25 protein-coding genes are annotated in these 21293 nt (G+C 55.4%); 10 read left to right on the forward strand and 15 right to left on the reverse strand.

All coding sequences use genetic code 11. The annotated features are described in order from the left end of the window. Nucleotides 1-84: 84 nt before the first annotated feature. The 5 genes from AX755_RS22680 to AX755_RS22700 all read right to left on the reverse strand — a co-directional run bounded on the left by AX755_RS22680 (nucleotide 85) and on the right by AX755_RS22700 (nucleotide 6750). Nucleotides 85-1023, reverse strand: a complete 939-nt coding sequence (locus AX755_RS22680; protein WP_013096729.1) for an omptin family outer membrane protease — start codon at nucleotides 1021-1023, stop codon at nucleotides 85-87. A 243-nt stretch (nucleotides 1024-1266) separates the two neighbouring features. After that, nucleotides 1267-4338, reverse strand: a complete 3072-nt coding sequence (locus AX755_RS22685) for an efflux RND transporter permease subunit (protein ID WP_062857502.1) — start codon at nucleotides 4336-4338, stop codon at nucleotides 1267-1269. Continuing rightward, the gene (locus tag AX755_RS22690) at nucleotides 4335-5441 is read right to left on the reverse strand and encodes an efflux RND transporter periplasmic adaptor subunit (protein ID WP_062857503.1); all 1107 of its coding nucleotides are present in this window, start codon (nucleotides 5439-5441) and stop codon (nucleotides 4335-4337) included. Before AX755_RS22690 ends, AX755_RS22685 begins: the two co-directional genes overlap by 4 nt. A gap of 74 nt (nucleotides 5442-5515) precedes the next feature. Then, nucleotides 5516-6130 (reverse strand): TetR/AcrR family transcriptional regulator, encoded by a 615-nt coding sequence (locus tag AX755_RS22695; protein ID WP_014831802.1) that lies wholly within the window; start codon nucleotides 6128-6130, stop codon nucleotides 5516-5518. 152 nt (nucleotides 6131-6282) lie between these two features. Further along, complete coding sequence (locus tag AX755_RS22700) at nucleotides 6283-6750, reverse strand: nuclear transport factor 2 family protein (protein WP_013096727.1); 468 nt, start codon at nucleotides 6748-6750, stop codon at nucleotides 6283-6285. A 103-nt stretch (nucleotides 6751-6853) separates the two neighbouring features. On the opposite strand from AX755_RS22700, the gene AX755_RS22705 reads away from it, so the two are divergent. Further along, nucleotides 6854-7432, forward strand: coding sequence for a TetR/AcrR family transcriptional regulator (locus AX755_RS22705; protein WP_023620834.1), 579 nt, complete (start codon nucleotides 6854-6856; stop codon nucleotides 7430-7432). Between the two features lie 51 nt (nucleotides 7433-7483). On the opposite strand, the gene AX755_RS22710 is transcribed toward AX755_RS22705, so the two are convergent. The 4 genes from AX755_RS22710 to AX755_RS22725 form a co-directional block, all read right to left on the reverse strand. Beyond that, complete coding sequence (locus tag AX755_RS22710) at nucleotides 7484-8080, reverse strand: NAD(P)H-dependent oxidoreductase (RefSeq protein ID WP_020688138.1); 597 nt, start codon at nucleotides 8078-8080, stop codon at nucleotides 7484-7486. A 74-nt stretch (nucleotides 8081-8154) separates the two neighbouring features. Beyond that, entirely contained in the window at nucleotides 8155-8748 is a 594-nt protein-coding gene (locus AX755_RS22715; protein WP_062857504.1) for a TetR/AcrR family transcriptional regulator, read from the reverse strand. 63 nt (nucleotides 8749-8811) lie between these two features. Next, nucleotides 8812-9582, reverse strand: coding sequence for a hypothetical protein (locus AX755_RS22720; protein WP_029883111.1), 771 nt, complete (start codon nucleotides 9580-9582; stop codon nucleotides 8812-8814). A gap of 1 nt (nucleotide 9583) precedes the next feature. After that, nucleotides 9584-9781 (reverse strand): hypothetical protein, encoded by a 198-nt coding sequence (locus AX755_RS22725; protein ID WP_013096722.1) that lies wholly within the window; start codon nucleotides 9779-9781, stop codon nucleotides 9584-9586. 258 nt (nucleotides 9782-10039) lie between these two features. Here AX755_RS22725 and AX755_RS22730 point away from each other — a divergent pair, with 258 nt between their 5' ends. Genes AX755_RS22730 through AX755_RS22765 form a run of 8 tightly spaced genes read left to right on the forward strand, consistent with a single transcriptional unit; the run spans nucleotide 10040 to nucleotide 15912 of the window. After that, complete coding sequence (locus tag AX755_RS22730; protein WP_013096721.1) at nucleotides 10040-10474, forward strand: nuclear transport factor 2 family protein; 435 nt, start codon at nucleotides 10040-10042, stop codon at nucleotides 10472-10474. After that, a complete protein-coding gene (locus tag AX755_RS22735) occupies nucleotides 10471-11190 on the forward strand; it encodes an SDR family NAD(P)-dependent oxidoreductase (protein ID WP_062857505.1) in 720 nt (239 codons plus the stop codon). Before AX755_RS22730 ends, AX755_RS22735 begins: the two co-directional genes overlap by 4 nt. Then, nucleotides 11187-12449, forward strand: coding sequence for an NAD(P)/FAD-dependent oxidoreductase (locus tag AX755_RS22740; RefSeq protein WP_062857506.1), 1263 nt, complete (start codon nucleotides 11187-11189; stop codon nucleotides 12447-12449). The genes AX755_RS22735 and AX755_RS22740 overlap by 4 nt, the downstream gene beginning before the upstream one ends. Beyond that, a complete protein-coding gene (locus tag AX755_RS22745) occupies nucleotides 12446-13168 on the forward strand; it encodes a DUF1365 domain-containing protein (protein ID WP_062857507.1) in 723 nt (240 codons plus the stop codon). Before AX755_RS22740 ends, AX755_RS22745 begins: the two co-directional genes overlap by 4 nt. Beyond that, the gene (locus AX755_RS22750; protein ID WP_062857508.1) at nucleotides 13165-14385 is read left to right on the forward strand and encodes an SAM-dependent methyltransferase; all 1221 of its coding nucleotides are present in this window, start codon (nucleotides 13165-13167) and stop codon (nucleotides 14383-14385) included. Before AX755_RS22745 ends, AX755_RS22750 begins: the two co-directional genes overlap by 4 nt. Next, nucleotides 14382-14867 carry a DUF2878 domain-containing protein gene (locus AX755_RS22755; protein ID WP_062857509.1) on the forward strand — a complete coding sequence of 162 codons (486 nt, stop codon included), beginning with the start codon at nucleotides 14382-14384 and terminating at the stop codon, nucleotides 14865-14867. Before AX755_RS22750 ends, AX755_RS22755 begins: the two co-directional genes overlap by 4 nt. Continuing rightward, complete coding sequence (locus AX755_RS22760; protein ID WP_062857510.1) at nucleotides 14864-15388, forward strand: hypothetical protein; 525 nt, start codon at nucleotides 14864-14866, stop codon at nucleotides 15386-15388. Before AX755_RS22755 ends, AX755_RS22760 begins: the two co-directional genes overlap by 4 nt. Beyond that, nucleotides 15385-15912, forward strand: coding sequence for a DUF3833 domain-containing protein (locus AX755_RS22765; RefSeq protein WP_058678958.1), 528 nt, complete (start codon nucleotides 15385-15387; stop codon nucleotides 15910-15912). Before AX755_RS22760 ends, AX755_RS22765 begins: the two co-directional genes overlap by 4 nt. A 2-nt stretch (nucleotides 15913-15914) precedes the next feature. Here AX755_RS22765 and AX755_RS22770 read toward each other — a convergent pair whose 3' ends face one another. After that, nucleotides 15915-16373: a DMT family transporter gene (locus AX755_RS22770; RefSeq protein ID WP_062857511.1), complete on the reverse strand. Its 459-nt coding sequence runs from the start codon at nucleotides 16371-16373 to the stop codon at nucleotides 15915-15917. Between the two features lie 4 nt (nucleotides 16374-16377). Continuing rightward, nucleotides 16378-16812, reverse strand: coding sequence for a DMT family transporter (locus AX755_RS22775; protein WP_062857512.1), 435 nt, complete (start codon nucleotides 16810-16812; stop codon nucleotides 16378-16380). Nucleotides 16813-16907: 95 nt separating this feature from the next. Here AX755_RS22775 and AX755_RS22780 point away from each other — a divergent pair, with 95 nt between their 5' ends. Further along, entirely contained in the window at nucleotides 16908-17849 is a 942-nt protein-coding gene (locus AX755_RS22780; protein WP_062857513.1) for a LysR family transcriptional regulator, read from the forward strand. Here AX755_RS22780 and AX755_RS22785 read toward each other — a convergent pair whose 3' ends face one another. The 4 genes from AX755_RS22785 to AX755_RS22800 form a co-directional block, all read right to left on the reverse strand. Further along, nucleotides 17850-18878: a methionine synthase gene (locus tag AX755_RS22785; RefSeq protein ID WP_062857514.1), complete on the reverse strand. Its 1029-nt coding sequence runs from the start codon at nucleotides 18876-18878 to the stop codon at nucleotides 17850-17852. Between the two features lie 27 nt (nucleotides 18879-18905). Next, on the reverse strand, nucleotides 18906-19880 hold the full coding sequence (locus AX755_RS22790) for a DUF1852 domain-containing protein (RefSeq protein ID WP_013096709.1): 975 nt from the start codon (nucleotides 19878-19880) through the stop codon (nucleotides 18906-18908). Between the two features lie 145 nt (nucleotides 19881-20025). Next, the gene (locus AX755_RS22795; protein WP_045295210.1) at nucleotides 20026-20517 is read right to left on the reverse strand and encodes an Hcp family type VI secretion system effector; all 492 of its coding nucleotides are present in this window, start codon (nucleotides 20515-20517) and stop codon (nucleotides 20026-20028) included. 253 nt (nucleotides 20518-20770) lie between these two features. Further along, nucleotides 20771-21292, reverse strand: coding sequence for a DUF2778 domain-containing protein (locus AX755_RS22800; RefSeq protein WP_062857515.1), 522 nt, complete (start codon nucleotides 21290-21292; stop codon nucleotides 20771-20773). Nucleotide 21293: the final 1 nt, after the last annotated feature.

Here is a 21293-nt window from a genome sequence, read left to right on the forward strand (position 1 = left end):
CAAATAGTCAGAATCAATGTGAGTTTAACTCAACATCACAAAAAGGCCCCGTCAGGGGCCCGATCTTGATTAACCACAACGGGATCAGAAGCGGTATTGCAGACCCGCAGTAATGGTATAGTTGCGGTTTGAAATACCGGCAGCATCTCCGCCAATAGAGCCCGATTCGCCAGTATTGGTATCAATAATCTGCGTACCGCCTTTACCTTCTTCGTAACTGCTATAGGTAAATTCTGCGAACACTTTGGCGTTCGGCGTGACGTAATAACCTGCGTCAACCGACGCACCGTAGTAGCGGGAATCCGAGGTCTTCTCACGGAAGGTCAGATCGCGCATATAGTGCTCGTCGTTGTCGTGCGCGCGTACCCAGTCACTGAATTTAAACAGGGCATTGAATTCAAAATCATTGAAACGGTACTGACCCGCCAGGCCAATGTACGGCATGGAGAAGCGCTGGCTATAGCCAATACCGCGTTCACCTGCCGGGAAGTTGCCTGTATTGGTGCCGTTATCATAATTATAAGAGCCACCGGTCGCCGTCCAGCTGAAGCGCGTTTCCTGATAACCTGCGGTTACGCCAGCTTTATAGTTATCGCCCTGGAAGATCCAGCCTTTAACGTTGAGATCGTATTCATTGGCGTAATTGACGTTGGTCGCAGGATGGGATGAATGGTCTGTCCAGGAGGATTGTTTTGCATTCATCCAGTCGTAGTCATCCATATGACCCGAGCCTGATGCCAGAGACGTCCAGCCGCGGGCGTTCAGTGTCAAAAATGAATAAGCATCCCAGGAAATATCACCTTTCAGAATGGCGACATTTTTGATTTTCCAGTCGAGCTGGCTGATTTTTCTTCCTGTGACTTCGTCGTACACCATTTCATGGGATTTTCCGCTCAGCATCCCGGCAGAGGCTGAAACCGATAAACTTTCCGGTGAAAAATCCGGTATGGCTTGTGCGGATCCTGCATATACTGCCCCTGAAAACGCGGCCATCATCATTCCGGCAACAATATTTTTTGTCATTTTAATTTCCCTAAATCAAATTTAATCAATGCCTTGCAGACAAATCTTAAAAGTCATACAAATAAGAATCAACTGCCAGTTTTGGTATTTTTTTATTATTTGACCTAGGGAGCGATATTTAACTTTGGGCCGCCTCAGTGAGGCGGCGAAAGGTGGGATGAATAAACATTGAGTCGGTGCAAAATAGCTGTCGGTAATTAAAAATGCACTCCCGGATGTAATAAACTTAACGCATTCTCCCCGTTAATTTGAATCGCTCCTCGCAGGACGGATCCTGAACCAGATCGCATACATCGCCGGCAGGAAGACAAGGGTGATGATCGTTCCGCCCAGCGTCCCGCCAATCAGCGTATAAGCCAGCGTCCCCCAGAATACGGAATGGGTCAGTGGTATGAATGCCAGCACGGCGGCCAGGGCTGTCAGTAACACCGGCCGTGCCCGCTGGACGGTTGCTTCGACCACCGCATCGAACGGGGCGAGACCTTCCTTCTGGTTATGCGTAATCTGTCCGATAAGGATCAACGTATTTCGCATAAGAATGCCTGAAAGCGCAATCAACCCGACAAGTGCATTGATACCAAAAGGTTGATTGAACAGCAGCAGCGTGGGAACCACGCCGACAAGGCCCAGCGGGGCAGTCAGAAAGACCATCACCATCGCGGAGAGAGATCGCACCTGCACAATGATGATCAGTAACGTCAGGGCAATCATTATCGGGAACAACGGCACCATGGCCTGTGTGGCTTTACCTGATTCCTCAATTGAGCCTGCCATCTCAATGCGGTATCCGGGCGGGAGCGTATCAATGATCGGTTTTAGCTGTTTTATGATCGCCACCGACACATCCGGTGGCTGAAGATTGTCGGCGATATCTCCGCGCACGGTAATGGTGGGCGTGCGGTCGCGACGACGCAGGAGCGGGTCTTCCATTTTGACCTCAATCTGACCGATTTGCGACAGCGGCACCCGCTGTCCCGCACTGCCAACCAGGGTAAACCCGTCGATCTTCGCCGGATCAAGACGAATATCACCCGCAGCGCGTCCTGTTACTTGTACAGCGCGAATGTCTTCACGCACGGCGGTAATCGGTACACCCGATAACAGGAACTGGAGCTGCTGAGCCACGCTATTTGAGGTCAAGCCGGTGGCCTGCAGACGGTTCTGATCGAGGGTGAAATGGAGTGTGGGCACCCGTGAACCCCAGTCGGTGTTGACGGTTCTCATCATCGGGCTGGCCTGCAGAACGCCTTTAACCTTATCGGCGATGTCGCGAAGCGTATCGACATCGGGCCCCATCACACGCCAGGCAACCGGGAAGGGGGAGTAGGGGCCAAACACCAGTTGTGTGACACGCACGCGCGCTTCCGGCGCAAGTCCACCGGCGACCGCTTCCCGGAGCCGGAACTTGAGCGCCTCGCGTGACGTCTGGCTGTCCGTCATCACCACGATTTTCGCAAAAGAGGGATCGGGTAATTCAGGTGCCATGGCCAGGTAAAAACGTGGTGAACCCTGCCCGACGTAGGCGGTCACGATGCTGGCCTCCGGCTGCTGTTTTAACCACGCTTCGATTTTCGCCGTTGCGGCGCTGGTCTGCTCAATTGAGGTGCCATAAGGCATCTGCACTTCCACCAGCACTTCCGGACGGTCGGACGTAGGGAAAAACTGTTTTTTTACCAGTCCCATACCCACTACGGCCAGGGTAAAAATGAAGACCACGGAACCGGCCACGATCCACTTTCTGGCAATCACCCGGGCCAGCAGCTGGCGAAAGCGGTTATAGCGCGGGGTGTTATAGATGGCGGCATGGCCCCCTTCGACTTTGGCGATATCTGGCAGGATCTTTACGCCAAGATAGGGCGTGAACACCACCGCAACCAGCCAGGAGGCAATCAGGGCGATGCCGACAATCCAGAACATATTGCTGGTGTATTCCCCGGCGGTCGACTGGGCGAACCCGTTTGGCATAAAGCCAATCGCCGTCACGAGGGTACCGGCCAGCATAGGCGCGGCGGTATGGCTCCAGGCGTAAGCGGAGGCTTTGATTCGGTCGTAGCCTTCCTCCATTTTCACCACCATCATTTCAATGGCGATAATGGCATCATCAACCAGTAAACCCAGAGCAAGGATTAGCGAGCCCAGCGTTACGCGGTCAAAGTTTATCCCCGCCGCCTCCATCACCACGAAGACGACTGCCAGCGTCAGGGGAACCGCCGCCGCGACTACCACGCCCACGCGCCAGCCCATGCTGACAAAGCACACCACCATCACCACAAGCAGGGCGACGAAGAATTTGATCATAAATTCATCCACCGACGAGCGGATATTCACGGACTGATCGGTGACTTTGGTCAGGGTCATTCCCAGCGGCAGGTTCTCGTTGATCTTAGCCGTTTCGGCATCCAGCGCTTTCCCCAGCGCCAGACCGTTCCAGCCCTCCCGCATCACAATACCTAACAGCAGCGCCGGTTCACGCTGGTTACGGATCTGCAGAGTCGGAGGATCTTCATAACCGCGTTCAACCGTTGCCACATCAGACAGCCTGAGCGTTTTACCCTGAGCGACCAGCGGCGTATCGCGGATCTTCTGCAACGTATCAAAAGCACCATCAAGGCGAATAAAGATCTGCGCACCCTGTGTTTCTATGGAGCCTGCTGGCGTGAGAACGTTCTGACTGTTCAGCGCGTTGAAAATATCCTGCGGTGCCAGCCCCATCGTTGCCAGACGGTCATGAGAGAGGGCGATATAAATCCGCTCGGCCTGTTCGCCGATGATGTTCACTTTTTTGACGCCAGGCACATGCAGGAGTTGCTGGCGCAGGCTTTCAGCATCACGCACCAGCAGACGCTGCGGTTCACCCTTTGCCTTCAACGCAAAGAGGGCAAAGGTGACATCCGCAAACTCGTCATTGATCATCGGGCCCATCACGCCCGCCGGGAGATTTTTGCTCTCATCGCCAAGCTTTTTGCGCGCCTGATAGAACTCTTCCTGCACCTCGGAGGGGGGCGTCATGTCCTGTAAGGAGAGGGTGATAAACGCCATGCCCGGGCGGGTATAGGTTTCGGTACGGTCATACCACCTGAGTTCCTGCAGCCGTTTTTCCAGCGGTTCAGCAACCTGATCCTGCATTTCCTGTGCGGTTGCGCCGGGCCAGACGGTAATCACCGTCATTTGCTTTACCGTGAAGGGCGGATCTTCAGCCCGTCCCAGTCCAAAGAAGGCGTAAATACCGGCAAGCGTCACCAGAATAATCAGAAACAGCGTGATGGCACGCTCGCGCACGGCAAGCGCTGAGAGGTTGAAGCGTCCGTCGCTCATGGCTGACTCCCCGCCAGAGCCGTACCGCGTTGTTCAGCCAGACGGACAGCTTCACCGTCATGCAGAAGATGGGCGCCCAACGCCACAATTTTCTCGCCCGGTTTGACGCCGCCCGTCACCTGCGCGGCATCGTCGCTCACGCTCAGCACGTTGACGGGCTGCCACATCACTTTTGCGGGCTGCGCGGAGATCCGCCACACGCCGGGCCCTTTGCCTGCATCGTACAGAGATGCCAGCGGAACCTGCATTACCTGACGTTCAGCATTTTGTTCGATATACAGGGTGACGGTCGCACCCAGCGGCGCGTTAGCCAGCGAGCCTTCCAGCACATAGCGTGCTTCATAAGTGCGGGTGGTGGTATCGGCTGCATCAGAGAGCAGGCGCAGTGTCGCGGTAACAGGCTGTGCCTCGCTGCCATAGCGCGTTGCCAGCGCTTTACTACCGACGGCAGGGCGCAATGTCTCTGGCAACTGGACGAGCGCCTCGCGTTGCCCTGAGCGGGCCAGTCTGATCACCGCCTGACCCGCACTGACCACCTGGCCGGGTTCTGCAAGCGTCTCCATGACCACGCCGTCGGAATCGGCCAGCAGCACGGCATAGCCGGTCGCATTTTGCGCGACGGTGGCCTGAGCGCGTGCGGCACTGAGTTCAGCTCTGGCGGCATCCGCCGCCGCTTTTATCTGGTCATACTCCGAGGCAGAGACAGCACCTGTTGCCACCAGGCCGCGATAGCGCGCCTCATCGCTGGTGGCTTTTCTCGCCCTGGCCTGGGCGGCATCCACCGCCTGCTGCTGTGCTTGTGCCTGTAACTTCAGGTCAACCGGATCCAGACGCATTAAAGGCTGGCCCTGCTTAACGGTCTGCCCCGTATCAACAAGGCGTTCAAGGATTTTGCCCTGAACCCGGAAACCGAGATCGCTTTGCGTTCTGGCAACGACCACACCCGTAAACGCGCGGGACGCATCGTTCGCCGGTTCAACGGAGGCGGATCTGACAAGCGGTGGCTGGGTGCGCGGATCGTCGGTGGCGGGGTTATCACCGCATGCCACCAGGGCGAAAGGGAGGAGACAAACGGCAAAACGGGCTGAATGAAGCCTGAGCATGGGGAAACCTTATCGTATCAAAGGACGGTTTCCGCATTCTCAGACTAGTGACCAATAAAGTCAATGGTCACAAATCAGGGGGCCAGGCTTCGTAAAATCAGGGAAGGGAGGAGGAGTGCTGCGGTCGGGGCGGTTTCGAGGTTATATTGCAACTGCACGGGGTTGATGAAAGGGCACATCACCATGTATATGGCATAGGTCACCTCATCCAGTGGCGTTTTTCTTTCGAACTCCCCGCTTTGTCGGCCTTCAACAATGATGCTCTCAATCAGCTTCATCAGGCTCTCGGTATACCGCTCGGTAGACGGCCACTTATCCCGCGCGGCAACGGCGGCGATATCATAAAGTTTACGATCGTGGAAAAAGAGTTCGCTGCCAGCCTCGGTTAACGCCCGGAAAAGGCGGCGCATTTTTTCACTGGCCGACGGCGCGTCGGCGATGGCTGTTTCCACTGCCGTCATGATCAGCGCCAGGCGGTTAGCGCAGATAACCTCGCCAATTGCCTGTTTGGAATCGAAAAATTTATAGATATAGGCTTTTGAAAAACCGATGGATTTAGCCAGTTCTGCCACGGTGGTTTTTTCATAGCCGTAATGGCCGAAGTGCTCAAAAGCCGCTTCGACGATTTGCTCGCGGACAGAGTGGTCAAGGGGACCACGCGTGGATGGGGTGTTCATATTTTTCGTCATTGTTTCAGCTTAGCGCGACGGGCATCAGTTGACAACGAGTGACCATTATATAATTTGGTCACTCTTTTAATCATGTATTTTTCAGTGCTGTGAGCCTGAGTGTATCACTCTTTGCCCGGAGTTATTGCACAAGCCCGGAGAGATGAAGGATCCTATAACCCCAGATCGCTCAGTGATGGGTGATCGTCCGGGCGTCTGCCCAGCGGCCAGTGAAACAACCGTTCAGATTCCTTGATGGGCATATCGTTGATGCAGGCAAAACGCCGCTTCATGAGGCCGTCCGGCTCGAATTCCCAGTTTTCATTGCCGTAAGAGCGGAACCAGTTCCCTGAATCATCATGCCATTCATAGGCATAGCGCACGGCGATGCGGTTGTCAGTAAATGCCCAAAGCTCTTTTATCAGGCGATAATCCAGCTCTTTCTTCCATTTCCGCTCAAGGAACGCCTGCGCCTCCGCGCGGTTCGTGGCGAACTCCGCACGGTTACGCCACTGCGTGTCCAGCGAATAGGCCAGTGCGATTTTTGCCGGGTCGCGGCTGTTCCAGCCATCTTCTGCCAGCCTGACTTTTTCAATGGCGCTTTCACGGGTAAACGGCGGTAAAGGGGGGCGTGTGTTCATCTCGGCTACCTCGGGTTGATAGTATGTAGACAGGTCTGTCTACTTGCGTTAATCTATGCCTGTAAATACCGTCTGTCAACACACTGTTTGAGGCCAGATAAGCGTGAATACTCTCACTACGAATAACGATCAAAAAGTCAGCGTCAGGGATAAAATATTGCTCACCGCGCACGAACTCTTTTATTCCACCGGGTTCAGAGCAACGGGCGTTGATACGCTTATCAAACAGGCAAAAGTGACTAAAGTGACGTTTTATCGCCATTTCCCGAGTAAGAGTTTGCTTATTCTTGCCTATCTGCAATATCGGCACGAGCTGTGGATTACCTGGTTTGAAACCACGCTTCGACAATATCTCGAAGAGGGGCGGGCTGCATCAGACGCATTAGCAGCAACGCTTAACGGGTGGTTTATTTCCCCGTTGTTTCATGGCTGTGCGTTTATTAATGCCAGCGCAGAAGCAAAATCAGAAGACAATGAAAGTGAAATAAAAGCCATTTGCCGCAACCATAAATCTGAAACCCGGGAAAAAATTGCCACCCTCACCGGTATTGCCGATGAGGCTATTAACACGCAAATTTTAATGCTGATAGACGGTGCCATCATACATGCGCAAATGGGTATGGATACCAAAGAGGTGGTCAGTCAGTTGCGAAGGGGACTTGAAGCGCTGATACCGCGCTAATTACGGCTTTGAGTGCGCAGCCAAACCTCGGGAATGGCTGCGCCGTACGATTCAGATCTTAGTGAGGCTTTGCAGGAAATCGTCCACCTGCTGAGGAGTGGCTGAATCGGCCTGATAGAGGATATCGAGCGTCACGTTTTTAAGGCCACAGAAGCCAAACACCCCTTCAACAATCTGGGTCTGAATGGCACCGGAATAACCGTGCTTATCGAACCCGGCCAGATCGCTGCCCGCCGTTGCGACCAGGCGCACGGGCACATCACGTAAATTACCCACGATGCGACCATCTTCAGCCACTTTATAGGCCCAGTTCACGGTCAGCACCCGATCAAACCAGCCTTTCAGAAGGGCGGGAACGGACCACCAGTATATCGGGAAGACAAATACCAGCATATCCGCGCGCTCGACACGCTGCTGCTCGCGCAGCACCTCGTCCGGCAGCGCGCGGGCATCGCCGTGGTAGAGGTCAAGGTCGGGTCGAATCATGGTCGGGGAAAAACCTTCGGCATGCAGATCGGCTATTTCAACCTGCGTACCCTGTTCCTGTAACTTCCCGGCAATTCGCTGCGCGAGGGATTGGGATAACGAATTTTCGACCGGGTGAGCCGTCACGATCAGGGCAGTATTGATGACGTTTGATGCAGACATAGAGACCTCAACAGGATGAGTGAAGATGCCTCTATGTTACTATTGGTAACTTAACTGTCAATCTGGCAGGGCACTCATTTTGTGCTGTCCAGATAGGTATTGAGGACGCCGGTCATCGCGCCGCTGAGCATCTCTTCGGCAACGTTACGCGCGAGGATCCCATTTCCGGCAGCCGTACTGAGCGCATCCGCGGCCCCAATAATGGCCGTCAGGGCCGCTTCACCTGTTACCCCTTGCAGCACAATAAAAGGGGCAAGCGCCATCCGCAGGCAGTCTGCGCAGTCGTTCACGCAGGCCTCGCGGAAAATCTGCAGCGCCCGCGAGCCGGACAGAGCCGCCGCAATGGGGCCCGTTTCGGGGCCCGCAGAGATCGCGCAGTCGATATACGCGGCGCTGAAAAAACGGATCGTCTGTGCCAGCGTTTTATTGTCTCTGTTCAACGTCTCGCGAAATTTCTTGAGCTGCCTGTCGCTGAAGTCCTGGTAGAGTGCCATCAGCAGCCCTTCACGATCGCCAAAATGATCGTAAGGAATGGGTTTGGTGACGTTGGCGCGCTCGGCCAGGAAACCCAGCGTAAGGGCCTCAGTGCCTTGCTGGCGCACAATTCCGCGCGCGACTTCCAGCAGCTGTGCGCGGCGTTCTTCTTTTCTTAAGCGCTTAACAACCATCTTTTCCTCAAATCAGTTAACTACTAAAGGTAGTTTACACGTCTTACTGAATGGATGAGAAGCTCATTGCGCGGCTTTTTCCTGCTGAGCCATGTCGAGCACGCTGGCGCTTGCCGGGTCGAACAGCGCAAGGCTCTCAATCTGGTTGAGCATAATCACCTTTCTGAAATCCATCGCACTTCTGGGCTCAGAGTCGAGGGTGATGTCATGCCCGTCATACCATTTGCTGTAGTTATTTTCGATGCGAAAATTCATCGTCTGGCGATCGCGATAGCCACTCAGCATGGGAATAAGCACGATATTGGCCGTTTTCTCATATTCCAGCGTCGCCGTATGGATCATGCCGACATAGATACGCCCCGACCGTAGCGTCACCTGCGCCAGCTCGCCTTGCTCCATGCACTGATAAAGCAGTTGTTCAATCCCGCTCGCCTGTGCCAGGCGCTTATAGAGCTTTTTCCTGCCTTCACCGTCCAGTCGGGCGCTGCCCGCCCAGTTTGAGCGATAAAGACAAAACAGGATGGCGAAAGCCAGCATCACCACTACGGGTGCCTGGATACCCAGGAAACTCCAGTTCATAAAGTCCATCTGCCAGTCGGCATAACGCTCTGACGTAAAGTGGAAGGTGTTGTCAGCCGCGGAGAGGGCGAGCAGCAGCAGCCAGAGCAGCCCGGTGGCGATCACGCCTTGCAGAACGAAGATCGAGCCGTAAAGGGCAACCAGAAAATAGACATCCCAGCCGAAGGAACGCTTGATTTTGAAGCGGGTAGAGAGGTCGCGGCTGGTGTACCAGTACCCGCAGACCATCAGCACCATAAATATCGCCGTTCCCATATTACGCCCTCTTTAACGCATTGACGTGGCGCAGAAAATCCTGGCGTACCTCGTTGCTTTTGTAGTTCACCGAGGCATTACCATCCTGGTCGATGATAATCCGGTCGCCATCCTCAACGGCTTCAATGATTTCCTGCTGACTCATCACCTGAAGTAACGATTCCGGGCTGGAGAAAAGGGAGAGAAAGAAACGTCTCATCGCATGTCATCCTTATGAATAAAAAGAATAAGCCTGGAAGAGAACGGGGGAATTTACCTTAGGGTTAACCTGAAAAAGTAGCCCGATGGCGGTCAGACCTTATTGCGCCTCAACTTCAAGCACGAAAGTAACTTACCCAACCAACTGATAATTAAAATAATAAAAATATATTTCTGCACAAACTTGGACAAATAACTCGAATTGTGTAAGTTTTAATTATGCGCTTACGCTACGTTGTTTACCGCCAGGATGTGACCCATGAACCTTTTGCCTGACGTCATCAGTCGGTTTGTTGATTACTACACCGCGCTGGATTCCCAGCCGCCCTCGGCGCTGGCGGGGCTTTACCATCCCGATGCCACGCTTATCGATCCGTTTGGTGAACATAACGGCCTGTTCGCCCTGCAGCGCTATTTCACCCATCTGCTGGCGAATGTCGAACACTGTCGTTTCACGCTTGATTCCCCTTTGATCGGCGAGCATCGCTTTGTTGTCACCTGGGTCATGCACTGGTCGCACCCGCGCATTGCCGGTGGCGAGCCTCTGGAACTGCCTGGCTGCTCCGTGGTGGACGTGGAAAAGGATCGGATTATTCGCCAGCGGGACTACTACGATGCCGGAGAGATGATCTACGAACATCTGCCTTTGCTTGGCTGGGCGGTTCGCGGCGTGAAGCGGAGGGTGAAATCATGATGACGGTCCTGATCACCGGCGCCAGTTCAGGCATTGGGGCGGGGCTGGCACAATCTTTTGCCCGTGACGGTCACCATGTCATCGCCTGCGGGCGGGATCCGGCGCGTCTGGAAGCCCTGCATCAGCACAGTTCAAACATTACGGTACGCCTGTTCGATATGACAGACAGGGACGCCTGTCGCCAGGCGCTGACGGGCTGCGCGGCCGACCTGACAATCCTCTGTGCCGGAACCTGCGAATATCTGGAACATGGCGTGGTGGACGCCGCGCTGGTAGAGCGGGTGATGACCACTAACTTTCAGGGGCCTGTCAATTGCCTCGCCGCGCTGCAGCCACAGCTTGTGGCCGGTAACCGCGTGGTGCTGGTGAGCTCTATGGCTCACTGGCTGACGTTTCCACGCGCTGAAGCGTACGGCGCATCCAAAGCCGCGCTCGCCTGGTTTGCGCAGAGCCTGCGTCTTGACTGGGAGCCAAAAGGGATTGCGGTCACCGTGGTATCGCCCGGTTTTGTCGACACCCCGTTGACCCGCAAAAATGATTTCGCCATGCCGGGCAGGGTGAGCGTTGAAGAGGCGGTAAAAGCCATTCGCCGTGGCCTGGAAAAAGGGAAAAACCACATCGCGTTTCCGGCGGGATTTGGTCTGACGCTGCGGCTGCTTTCCGGGCTGCCAGCGTTCTTACAGCGCGCACTGCTGCGCAGGATGGTGCGCTCATGAAGATCGCCATTATCGGCAGCGGCATCGCCGGGCTGACCTGCGCCTGGCGCCTTGCCGGCCATCATGAGGTCACCCTGTTTGAAGCCGGTGCCACCCCCGGCGGCCATACCGCCACGGTTGACGTGCCGACGCCACAGGGTACCTACGCCATCGACACCGGTTTTATCGTCTACAACGACCGCACCTATCCGCGCTTTATGGGGCTGCTTAGCGAGCTGGGCATTAGCGGGCAAAAAACGCAGATGAGCTTCTCGGTACACAATCCGCAAAGTGGGTTGGAGTACAACGGCCACACCCTGACGACGCTCTTTGCACAACGTCGTAACCTGGTGAACCCGGCGTTCTGGCGTCTGCTTGGGGAGATTGTCCGTTTTAATCGCCTGGCGAAGCAGGCGCTGAAAGAGGTCGTGGAGCCCGGCGCGACGCTGCAAACGTTCCTGGAACAGCATCGCTTTACGCCGTTCTTTGCACGTCATTATATTCTCCCGATGGGGGCGGCCATCTGGTCGTCGTCGCTACAGGAGATTAAACGTTTTCCGCTGCCGCTCTTTTTACGCTTCTTTGAGAATCATGGTCTGCTGGATATCACTCAGCGCCCGCAATGGTACGTGGTACCCGGCGGCTCGCGGGAGTATATCCGCGCTATTCTGGAACAGCTGGGTGACCGGCTCACGCTGCACCTCAACGCGCCGGTGCAGCGGGTAAGCCGTGATGCACAGGGGGTCACCCTCGATCTTGAAGAATCGAGCCACCGTTTTGATCAGGTGATTTTTGCCTGTCACTCAGCCCAGGCGCTGGCCATCCTCGACGCACCTTCCGCCGCTGAGCAGGAGGTGCTGGGCGATATTGGCTGGCAGCGTAATGAGGTGGTACTGCACAGCGATCCGCGCTGGCTGCCGGTGCGTCAGCGCGCCTGGGCCAGCTGGAACTACCGCCTGAGCGACCAGGATCAGGCCAGCGCCTGCGTAACGTACAACATGAATATCTTGCAGGGGCTGCCCGCCGGTAGCCCGCTGTTCTGCGTCACCTTAAACCCGGAAACGCCAGTGGACGAACGCTTCGTGCTGCGGCGCTTTGTGTATGAACATCCACTGTTTAACCCGCAAAGCTGGCGGGCACAGGCGCGCCGCAGCGAAATCAACGGTCACCAGCGGAGCTGGTTCTGCGGCGCGTACTGGTACAACGGCTTTCATGAAGATGGCGTGCGCAGCGCGCTGGACGTCGTTAATGCGATAACAGCCGGGGAGGGAAACCGATGAACAGTTGCCTCTATCACGGCGTATTACGCCACCGCCGTCTCCAGCCGAAAACGCATGAGTTCAGCTACGGCGTCTTTATGGCCTGGCTCGATCTCGACGAGCTGGATAAGTTGCCCACCGTTGGCGTGCGGCGCAACCGGTTTGCCGCCGCATCGTTCCATGATGCGGATTATCCGCTGGGTTCGCCGCTTAAAGAGAACGTGCTGAATCGGCTGGAAAGCCTGACCGGCGAACGTCCTGAGGGGCGGGTGATGCTCCTGACGCAGCTGCGCTACTTCGGCTTTCATTTTAATCCCGTCAATTTTTACTACTGCTATGACCCGGCAGAGACGCTGCGCTGGGTGCTGGCCGAAGTGCGCAATACGCCCTGGAACGAACGACATTATTACGCCGTCAATGGTCAGCACGCCCAGCCCACGGAGAAAGCCTTTCACGTTTCTCCGTTTAACCCCATGGACATGGTTTACCACTGGCGCTTCAACAACCCGGATAACACGCTGCATATGCACATTGAAAATCATCAGGCGTCAAAGGTATTTGATGCCACGCTGGCGCTTCGCCGCGCGCCGCTGACCCGTCCGGCACTGCGTGGGCTGCTGCTGCGTATTCCGCTGATGACGCTCAAAACCGTTTTCGCGATTTACTGGCAGGCGCTGCGGCTGTGGCTTAAGCGCATGCCTCTGTATAACCATCCTGTCAGCAGGAGTGAACGCTCATGACCGATCCTGTCTTTGCGCTTGAACCCGATATCCCGCGCAACGTTCGCGTCGCGCGCTGGCTGCTCTTTCGCGTGCTGAGCGGCCTTCGTGGCGGCTCGCTCACGCTGCGTGAAGGGGCGCAGACCTTTCATTTCGGTGAGCTGTCTGCCGCGCTGCATGCCGACGTTGATATCCTCAGCCCGGGCGTCTACTGGCGCGTCCTGACCGGGGGCAGCCTGGCCGCGGCGGAAGCCTGGATGGATGGCGAATGGGAAACCACGCAGCTCACGTCGCTTCTGCAACTGCTTGCGCTAAACAGCCAGGTACTGGGGCGGCTCGAAAACGGGTTCCGCCTGCTTGGCAGACCGCTGGAGCGGCTTCGCCACTGGACGCGGCGCAACTCCCGGGCGCAGGCGCGGGAAAACATTGCGGCGCATTACGATCTGGGTAACGCGTTTTATGCCCATTTTCTGGACAAGGAGTTGCTCTATTCCAGCGCGCTGTTTAGCGGGGAGGAGCAGGATCTTGGCGACGCGCAGCGGGCGAAAATGGCGCGTCTGTGCGAACAGCTGGCGCTGAACCCAAGCGATCATCTGCTGGAGATTGGCACCGGCTGGGGGGCGATGGCGGAATACGCAGCCCGTCACTACGGCTGCCGGGTGACCACTACCACGCTGTCGCAGGAGCAGTATCGCTGGGCGACAGAGCGGATTGCCCGGGCCGGTCTGCAGGACCGCGTTGAGGTGTTGCTCTGCGACTATCGCGATTTAACCGGCGAGTATGACAAGCTGGTGTCGATTGAGATGATTGAAGCCGTCGGGCAACGCTATCTGCCAACGTTCTTCCGCACCTGTCAGGCGCGTCTGCGTCCGGGTGGGCGCATGGCGATTCAGGCCATCACCATTCAGGATCAGCGGTATCGCGATTACAGCAAAAGCGTGGATTTTATTCAGCGGTATATCTTCCCCGGCGGCTTTTTGCCGAGCATAACGGCGATGAACGCGCTGATGACGCGCCATACCGATTTTGTGGTGCGCAACCTGTTTGATATGGGGCCGGACTACGCGCGCACGCTGGCGCACTGGCGTCAGCGCTTTCTCCATGCCTGGCAGGAGATTGAAAAACTGGGATTTGATGAGCGGTTTCGCCGGATGTGGCTCTATTACTTTGGCTACTGCGAAGCCGGGTTTAACGCCCGCACCATCAGCGTGGTGCAACTGACCGCCGAGCGCGTATGAAACGTTACGTGCAGGTTTTCGCTTTGGCTATCGCGTTCGATCTCTACTGGACGCTGGTGGTGCTGTTTCGCGAGCGTGGCCTGATTATCTGGTGCGTGCTGGCGATCTTCGCCTGCCTGATGTTGCCGCCTGCACACCGCGTTTATGCCATTCTGCTGGCACTCGCGGGCACTCTGCTGGATTCACTCTGGGCGCTGACGGGGCTGATCGCCTTCACCGGTGAATCGCTGATGCCCGTGTGGATGGTGGCGCTGTGGCTGATGTTTGCCACCGTCTGGACGCAGCTCACCCGCACCACAACGTTACCCGGCTGGATGCTGATGCTGCTGGCTTCCGTGGGCGGTCCGGTGGCGTATCTTATCGGGGAGCGGCTCGGTGCCATCGCCTTTCTGGAGCCAACCTTTATCGTCGTCAGCTGGATGGTGCCGGGCTGGCTGGTGCTGATGCTGTTTTACCACTTGCTGACAGGGAGGCAACAATGAGAGCCGCACTCCTGTTCCTCTGGCTCATCACCCTGACGCCTTTCGCCCTGGCAGCCGACTGGCTTGGCTGGCGTAAGGTGGGGGATGCCACGCTGACCTGGGGGCCTTTCACCGTTTATACCTCCCAGTTGCGCACCCCTGAAGGGCGCTACACCGGCAAGATGCAGGATCAGGCGCTCATTATCACCTACGCGCGTGACATCGACAGTGAAGACCTGGTCGAGGCAACCCGCGACCAGTGGCGAGCACAGGGGGTTTTGCAGCAGGAACCGCAGAGCGAAGCCTGGCTGCGAATGCTTGCCTCGCTGTGGCCGGATGTCGGGCCGGGGGCGCAGCTGGCGTTCGTGCTTAACGATAAGCAGGGACAGTTCTGGTACCGCGCGCCTGCCGCATCGGGCACTTTCAGACCTCTGGGGCCGTCTCAGTCGCAAGCGTTCAGCACCCGTTTTCTGGGGATCTGGCTTGATCCCCGCACGCAATACCCTGAGCTGCGTCAGCAGTTAATCGGAGGACAACAATGAAACGTTTTTTGATCATGGCGCTGGGTGTGACGATGTTGCTGGCAGGCTGCAGCACGGACGTGACGGAGTACCGCCAGCAGCAGCCGCGGCTTGATATATTCCACTATTTCCAGGGCAAAACGGAAGCGTGGGGGATGGTGCAGGATCGCAGCGGGAAGCAGCTCCGCCGCTTCCACGTGGAGATTGCCGGGGACGTGATTGGCGACACGCTGACGCTGAATGAACATTTTGTCTACGACGATGGCGAAAAACAGCAGCGGGTATGGCATATCCGCCGCGTGGCGACCGATCGTTATGAGGGCACGGCGGGCGATATTGACGGCGTGGCGACGGGGCAGGCGGCGGGCAATGCCTTCAACTGGCGGTACAGCATGAACGTGAAGGCCAACGGCAGCACCTGGCTGCTGCACTTCGACGACTGGATGTACCTGCAGGATGGCACACACCTGTTTAATAAAACCGAGATGAAGAAATTTGGCGTCACCGTCGCCACGGTGACGCTGTTCTTTACCCGCAAGGCGTAACGTTACTCGTGGGGAGGGGCGTTTCTACTGCCTGAGTAAATGAAAAACAACGCAATACCCAGGCAGAGGACGGCGGCCAGTCGGCTCATCGAAAACGGAATGGCCGCATTGCCCAGCCAGCCAAAGTTATCAATCAGCATACTCATGGTGAGCTGACCAAAAATCACCGCGACCGTGGCGACGGCGGTGCCGATGCGCTGCACCGCCAACACCATGATCACAATGTACGGCACGCCAAACATCGCCCCGAGAAGCTGCCATTTCGGCACGTCCAGCAGGGTGACTGTCTGTTTTGGTTCAAAGAAAAAAATCAGCAAGGCGGTGACCAGCGCGCCAACGGAGAACGTCAGGAACGCGCTTTTGAATACGCCCACGCGGCTGCCGAGTTGCCCCTTGATCGCCGCCTGAACACTTAGCGTCGCGCCGCCGCACACGGCCAGAATAATCATCATCAGTGTCATCGTGTTACCCCTGTGAGACCAGAATCAGTGCCGCAATAATAAAACCCAGCGCGACGATCCGTTTCGCGTTGATCTTCCTGTGCGGTGTGCCCAGCAGACCGTAATGGTCGATCAGCAGGCTTTTAAAAACCTGCCCCGCCAGAATGCCAATCATCGTCAGGGCGATGCCGATGGCCGGGGTGGCGAGGGTGAGGATCACCACGTACACCGGGCCAAGTACCCCGCCGAGCAACTGCCAGCCAGGCTGGGCAAAAAACGACGGGCTGTTGCGCGGGCTGAAGAACAGCATCAGCAGAAACGTCAGCGCGGCGCCGACGCCAAAAATGCTGAACGTGGCCCATAAATCACCGACTTTTCCACCCAGCGGCCCCAGCAGGCCAGCCTCTACGGAAAGCCCCATCCCCCCGGCAATCGCCAGTAAAATCAAAACAAGCTGCATTGTTATTCCTCCGTTTGCAGGCGGAGAAGATTACGTCGGTCTGGTCATGAGAAAAATGCCATAATGCAGGAAACACCTTTGCAGGATATGCACGAATGTACGACGCCGGGAGCATGAACCTCCGTTCGCTGAAGATTTTTATCGCGGTTTTTGAAGCCGAGAATTTTTCCGTGGTCGCGCGCCGCGAGGGCCTTTCCGCCTCGCAGGTTTCGCGCATTATCCACCAGCTTGAGGACACACTCGGCCAGCAGCTTTTTTACCGCAATACCCGGGCGGTGATCCCCACAGAAAGTGGTCATCTGTTTATCCGCTATGCCAGGGAGATGATGACGAGTTTTGAGGAGGCTCGTCGGGAGCTGGATGCTCGTTCAACGGAGCCTTCCGGCACGATCCGCATTAATGCACCGGTCTTTTTCGGCCAGCGGCACATTGCGCCAGGGCTGCCTGGTCTGACGGCGCGCTATCCGCGGCTGAATATCGAGCTGACGCTGACCGATGATTTTATCGACCCGCACAAGAATGCCGCCGACGTGATCTTTCGCATCGGCGTGCTGACGGACTCCACCTTTCACGCGCGCATTTTTGGTCAGCAGCGCTACCATCTGGCCGCCTCGCCGGACTATCTGCGACAGCACGGCGCGCCGCAAGGGCCGGACGATCTGGCGCATCATAAATGCCTGGTCTACCGTGGTTCGTCGGGGCCTAACCGCTGGCTATTTCGCGGTCCGGGGGAGGAGTGGGTGCACTACCCGGTGATGCCATTAATGACGTCAAATAATGCGGAATCGCTGCTTGCTGCCGCGCTGGGCGGGATGGGGATTGTGCTGTTTCCGGACTGGCTGATTGGCGACCGCGTGCAGCAGGGCGAACTGGTCGCACTCCTGCCAGGGCTGGAGTGCGCCATTCATACGGAGCCCCTGAATATTGCGGCGATCTACCCAAACGCGCGGCATCCGCCCCTTAACGTCAGGGCGGTAATTGATCATTACGTCGGGTGTTTCGGTACGCCGCTGTACTGGCAAACGCAGGGCAGGTGATTACGCGCCAAGCTCGTTGCGGATAATCGCGGCTCCGGCGCTCAGCGCCTTCAGCTTACCGTTGGCAACCTGACGGGAAAGCGGCGCCATACCGCAGTTGGTTGACGGGTAAAGCTTGTCGGCATCGACAAACTGCAGTGCTTTACGCAGTGTGCCAGCCACTTCTTCCGCGGTTTCAATGGTGTTGGTTGCCACGTCGATGGCGCCTACCATCACTTTTTTGCCGCGGATCAGTTCCAGCAGATCCATCGGCACGCGGGAGTTGTGACACTCCAGCGAGATGATGTCGATATTCGATGTCTGAAGCTTAGGAAACGCCTCTTCATACTGACGCCATTCTGAGCCAAGGGTCTTTTTCCAGTCGGTATTGGCCTTGATGCCGTATCCGTAGCAGATGTGTACCGCTGTTTCGCATTTCAGCCCTTCAATGGCACGCTCCAGCGCCGCAATCCCCCAGTCGTTGACCTCATCAAAAAAGACATTAAATGCCGGCTCATCAAACTGAATGATATCGACACCTGCGGCCTCTAACTCTCTTGCCTCCTGATTGAGGATTTTAGCGAACTCCCAGGCCAGCTTTTCGCGGCTTTTATAGTGCGCGTCGTAAAGGGTGTCGATCATGGTCATTGGCCCCGGCAGGGCCCACTTGATTGGCTTATCCGTGAGCTGGCGTAAGTATTTTGCGTCGTCCACGAACACCGGTTTTTGACGCGCCACGGCGCTGACCACCGTCGGCACGCTCGCATCGTAGCGGTTACGAATGCGCACGGTCTGACGGTTTTCAAAATCCACGCCGCTGAGGTGTTCAATAAAGGTGGTCACAAAGTGCTGGCGCGTCTGTTCGCCATCGCTGACGATATCAATCCCCGCGCGGATCTGCTCATCAAGCGATAAACGCAGTGCATCCTGCTTACCGGCCAGTAACTCCTGATCCTCTAATTTCCACGGTGACCACAGCGTTTCAGGTTGTGCAAGCCAGGTTGGCTTAGGCAGGCTGCCAGCGGTTGACGTCGGGAGCAATGTTTTCATATGTATAACCCTTTTAAATTCGATTAATTAACGCGCGTAGTTATCAGACCACTGCTCGAGTACGTGTTTGTAAGGCTTAATAAATTGTTCTTCCGTGAATTTACCCTGCTCAATGGCCAGCTGGCTGCGTTCGACACGGTCATAAACAATTTTGGTTAATGAGTGATCCTGCTGATTCAGGTCGGGGCGATAGCAGTGTCCTGCCGCCGAGTTAGCGTTATAAATTTCCGGGCGATAGATCTTCTGGAACGTCTCCATCGTGCTGATGGTGGCGATCAGTTCAAGATTGGTGTAATCACTGAGCAAATCGCCGGTGAAGAAGAAGGCAAACGGCGCCACGCTGTTTTCAGGCATGAAATAGCGTACCTTCAGGCCCATTTTCGCGAAGTACTGCTCCGTCAATGACTCGCCATCCGGCGTGTACTCAATGCCCAGCACCGGGTGCTGGTTACCCGTGCGACGATAAGTGTCTTTGCTGGACACACTCAGGCAAATCACCGGTGCTTTTTTGAAATTCTCACGGTATTCCGGCGAATTAACAAAATGGCGGAAGATATTGCCGTGCAAGACACCAAACTTCTCCGGAATGGTGAAATGGGGCTGGTTTTTATTATGCTCCAGCAGCAGGACGCTGAAATCGTAATCGCGCACGTAAGAGGAGAAGTTATTGCCGACAATACCGTCGATGCGTTCGTTGGTTTTTTTATCGACGATTGTGGTTTGCAATATTTCAATGGCCGGGAAGGTTTTCTCCGCACCAATATTCAGATCCACAGAGACGATCTCAAGCTCGACCGCGTAACGATCGGCATTGGGGTTATCCCAGCGCGCCAGGGCGTTAAAGCGGTTATTGATCATCACCAGGGTATTACGCAGGTTCTCCTGACGCTTTTCCCCGCGGGCGAGGTTGGCAAAGTTGGTGGTCGTACGCGTATTTTCTGACGGGTTATAATTTTCATCGAAGCAACTGCGCTTAAGGGTAAATGTAAAAGCTTTACTCATCTTGGTTATGCATCCTAAGTTCATGTTGCCAGGAAGTTATCAATGCATAATTTATGCCTGACGCGGTAGCGCAGGGGAAGTGACTTAATTTCACAGCAACATGAGCGAACTTCATGAAGGCTCAAGGGGCATGCGCCCCTTGATGTCAGGCTGAAGGGCGTTCGTTCCAGGCGTCGCTGTGCATGATGTTCCCATCGACGATACGCCAGGTAATTTTTTCATACTGCAGGCTTACGCTTTCAACATGGTTCATTTTATCGTTGGCCGCGATTTTCACGTTCGGCACGCTGCAGTTAACACCGGTGACCTTTACATTCTCCATTAATACGGTGTAATAACAGACCTCCTGTCCAGCATCATTAATATGATAGAACTTAATTTCAGCACTTTTTAGCGCTTGCCCGGTAGAAGCTGCTTTATAGAGATAGGGCGTGGAGCTATCAACTTCCTTTTCAATCCGCATGGATGAATGTTGACGCGTGCCGGTGATCTTACCGTTAGCACTATCTACCGGGAGATTTAGACCATGACTTAGCCCTATGATCTCAATGCTACCTTCACGGTCCTGAACGTCTACGGATCCTTTAATATGTGCTCCGCCATCGTCTTTTAGCCACATATAGGGGGGAATTGGCATTCTTTATTTCCTTATTCTATTGATTAGCAGCATTGTTAATCGGTAAATAACCGTAGTAAGGGTAAATACAGTTAAAATATCTATATACGTATATGTGTCATATAGTGTTTCAGCATTAACATCACCATAAATAAAATCACATACGGAAGAAGCCACGTCATGATTAAGATAGAATTCAGCAGGCTCCAGCGTGCGACCTACCATCAGGCTAATGAGTAGAAACCCGATCGTTTTGAATAGCCTGATGCTCCATTTACGGGCAGGTGTTGGGATAGCCACTATTAATCACCTCAACCCAACCGCGTGCCATAAGTGAACGCATACAGGGAACCTGAATAAGTTCGGTACTCATCAGAGCGTTACGGATCAATGCGTAATCAGAATTATGGGCAATCGTGATACATCCTTCTGATTGCGTACCCGGATGCAGACGAAATAATCCACGATATATGTTATCAATCCAGGTTCCATCGTCGATACCCCAGTCATCCTTGTACAGAGCAAACCACTCATCACGGCCAAACTCTGCACCGGATCGGACTTTGTGCCACTGGTCCTGCAACTTAGCTTTTATCCCTGATATGAAGCCTCCGGTTCCTCTGTCAACTATCCAGTATTTTCCCGGAGGAATAGGTCCCGAGCCTTTAACAGCGCCACATAGTCCATTGTTTCGATAGATTCCCTGCCCGGAATGCGCCATAAACACGCCTACGCCGTGCAGGTTAAAAGGCGCATAGTCAGCACCGTTAAGCAGCATTGTTCCTTTTAAGGCCATA

This window comes from Enterobacter sp. SENG-6 (assembly GCF_001605945.1).
GTDB lineage: Bacteria > Pseudomonadota > Gammaproteobacteria > Enterobacterales > Enterobacteriaceae > Enterobacter > Enterobacter cloacae.